Source organism: Streptosporangium sp. NPDC050148, assembly GCF_055586505.1.
In genome coordinates, this window is the sequence record NZ_JBVJIA010000082.1 from 1 (window position 1) to 3144 (window position 3144).

3 protein-coding genes are annotated in these 3144 nt (G+C 72.6%); all 3 read right to left on the reverse strand.

The annotated features are described in order from the left end of the window. Nucleotides 1–62: 62 nt before the first annotated feature. Entirely contained in the window at nt 63–671 is a 609-nt protein-coding gene (locus ACZ6RT_RS37485; RefSeq protein ID WP_344888188.1) for a response regulator transcription factor, read from the reverse strand. After that, the gene (locus ACZ6RT_RS37490) at nt 668–1822 is read right to left on the reverse strand and encodes a sensor histidine kinase (protein WP_470158873.1); all 1155 of its coding nucleotides are present in this window, start codon (nt 1820–1822) and stop codon (nt 668–670) included. Before ACZ6RT_RS37490 ends, ACZ6RT_RS37485 begins: the two co-directional genes overlap by 4 nt. 113 nt (nt 1823–1935) lie before the next feature. Further along, nucleotides 1936–2835 carry a hypothetical protein gene (locus tag ACZ6RT_RS37495; protein WP_470158874.1) on the reverse strand — a complete coding sequence of 300 codons (900 nt, stop codon included), beginning with the start codon at nt 2833–2835 and terminating at the stop codon, nt 1936–1938. Nucleotides 2836–3144 lie beyond the last annotated feature (309 nt).

A 3144-nucleotide genomic window follows, 5' to 3' on the forward strand; every position in this document is an offset into this window, starting at 1 on the left:
TCGGGCTTCGTCGAGCAGTGGCGGTGGGTCCTTGACGGTGATCACGACGGGTGGTGAGGCCGTCAGGGGAGCCAGCCGTTGTCGACGGCGATCCGGGCGGCGTCGGCGCGGCCGGCGGCGCCGAGCTTGGTCACGATGGCGCTCAGGTGGTTGCGGACCGTCCCGGGGGACAGGTGGGTGCGCCGGGCGATCACCGCCACCGGGGTGTCGAGCTCCGCGAGCCGCAGCACCTCCAGCTCCCGCGGGGTCAACGGGCACGGGGGCGCGGTCAGCGCGTCGGCGGCCATCGCCGGGTCCACGTACCGGCTCCCCCGGTGGACCCGTCTGATCACGTCGGCGAGCTGTCCGCCGGGCGAGCCCTTGGGCAGGAAGCCCTTGGCCCCGGCGTCCAGCGCACGCTTCAGCATCGAGGGCTTGCCGTACCCGGTGAGGATGATCACCGCGCAGGTGGGCAGCGCCCTGGAGATCTCGGCGGCGACGCCGACGCCGTCCAGCCGGGGCATCTGCAGGTCGACCACGGCGACGTCGGGGCGGTGGGCCAGCGCCTCCTCCACGGCCGCGCGGCCGTCGCCGGCCTGGGCCACCACCTCCAGGTCGGCCTCGAGGGACACCAGGGCGGCCAGGGCCGTTCTGATCAGCTCCTCGTCGTCGGCGAGGAGCACTCTGATCATGAGGTCACCGGCATGGCCGACTCCAGGACGAACAATCCGCCGTCGGCGCGGACGTCCAGCGTGCCGCCCGTCTCGGCGAGGCGTTCCCGCAGGCCGCGCAGCCCGGAGCTGTGACGGTCGGGCCGCACGGCGGCGGCGCCGTCGTTGGTCACGGTCATCCGCACCTCGTCATCGTGGCGGGACAGCTCTATCGAGCACCAGCTCGCCGTGCTGTGCCTGAGAACGTTGGTGCCGGCCTCACGCAGGACCATGCTGAGCGGGACGGCGACGTCGGCCGGCAGGTCGCCGGTCCGGTCGGTGACCGTGCACCGTATCCCCGAGGAACGGAGGACCCGCGAGACCTCGTCGAGCTCACCGGGGAGATCGACCGTGCGGTACCCGTGCACCGCCTTCCGGAGGTCGGCGAGCGCGGAGGCGGCCAGCAGGCGCACGTCCGCGGCCTCCCGCTCGGCGCGGGCGGCGTCGACGGAGACGAGCCTCTCGGCCAGCTCGGCCTTCAGGGCGATCACCGAGAGAGTGTGGCCGAGCAGGTCGTGCACGTCGCGCCCGAACCGCAGCCGTTCCCGGGCGGCGGTCAGCCGCTCCTGCGCGGAGTGTTCCTCCTGGGTGGCGATCAGGATGTTCCACAGCCAGGCGTGCAGACCGGTGACGCCGACGGTCATCATCCCGAAGCCGACGGTTATCACCAGATACTCGACGAGGGACCCGCCGCTCCACCAGCTCACGGCGCCGGAGACGGCGACGGCCGCGGCGATGACCGCGCCCGCCGTGGCCCGCCCGCCGAGCAGGGGCGCGGTGCCGACGATCGAGGCGCCCACCCACGCCCACGTCCTCCAGCCGCCACCCCCCAGCGGGGCGGTCATCGGGATCGACAGCGCCGCCGCCGTCGCGAACCCCGCCAGCAGCCGGCGGTGAACGGCCTGCGACAGCGACGGCGTGACCGCGGCGTACAGGACCGCGGCCTGCGCCGCGGCGAAGACGAGGATGCCCGTGGCGCCGAGCGCGATCCGCAGCGGATCGGTCTCCCTGCCGAGACCGATGCTCGGCATGATCAGAGTCATGAGCACGGCGGTGGCCAGCGAGCCCAGGGTCGCCACCCTGACCCATCGCAGCCGCTGCTGGAACACACCGGTGATTGTAGTTCGTCGCATGGTTCTTCCCTGGGCCGGTGCGGACGGTCATCTCGGTCCGGTACGGCCCCGCGCCGGTCCGGGGACCGTACCGGTGCGGGCGGCGACCGGTGGGGAGGCCGGGGCGGCGGCCCTCACCACAGCATGAGGAGGATGGTCAGGCCGATGATCGTGTCGATGACGATGCACGCCTCGGCGTACGCTCGCGGGACGACCTTGTCGGCACGGTAGTGGATGATGTCCCACCCCGCGTGGGCGAGCCAGCCGGCGGCCACCAGGTAGAGGGAGAGGTTTCCGCCCACCGACGTCGCCACCGCGGCCAGCGCCACGTAGACGGCGAACACCCCCAGCTGGAGCGCGAGCACGCCCGGCTCCCGCAGGTGCTTCCGGGCGGCGCCGATGACCAGGTAGGCGCCGGCGAGGATCACGAGTATCCACGGCGGCGGGGCGGAGGACGAGCCCCAGCTGTCGATGGTGATCACCAGGGCCAGCCACGACGGCCACCGGTGCACCAGCCAGGCCGTGATCCGCCGGCCGGTGCCGGCGTCGGCCGGCGGCGCCGGGCAGGCGGGACGGCGGTGCGGCCGGCTGTACTCCTTCCGGCGGAGCAGCATCGCGACGAGCATGGCGGGGAGCATCAGCAGGTGCCCGCCGATCATGAGACCGTCGCCGGACAGCGCCCCGGTCCAGAACGGGACGAGCAGCACGAGGAACGGGACGAACATCGCCGCGCCCATCTCGGCGATGCGCGGCCAGTCGTGGCCGCGGACGCGCATCCAGATCGCCATGCCCAGGGTCATGTCGGTGGCCATCACCAGGGCGGCGAGGTCGGCGCGTGCGAGCGCGTCGGACCAGCCGAGCAGCGGGGAGACGACCTCCCACACCTGGCCGAACAGCAGCATCCCGGCGATCATCGCGATCACCATCTCGGCGAAGTGCCACGCGAAGTGCCAGCGGCCTGAGGTCCGGAAGGAGGGGCGGGCGCCCGGGGGGCGCGACGTGTCGGCTGCGGTGATGTCCGTTTTGGTTTTCATGGATCCAAGGGTGCGGGCGGCGGCGCGCAGCCCCCACCCTCGTCATGTCACCGATCGACCATGCGGATCGCACCTCCGACCCGTGAACGCTCGGCCCACCCACCCATCGATCGCCTCGGCGGTGCCGAGGATGTGGGCGAGGACGGCGGAATTCGAGAAGGGGAGTCTTCCTCCGTCGTGAACAAGTCTCAGACCACGTTCCGCATCCCGTTCTCCATGTTCCGCGTCCCGTCGGCCCCGTAGGCCCCGTAGGCCCTGCAGCCCTGCGACCCGTGGTGCCCTGCCATCCGTGTGCCCTGCCACCCGTGG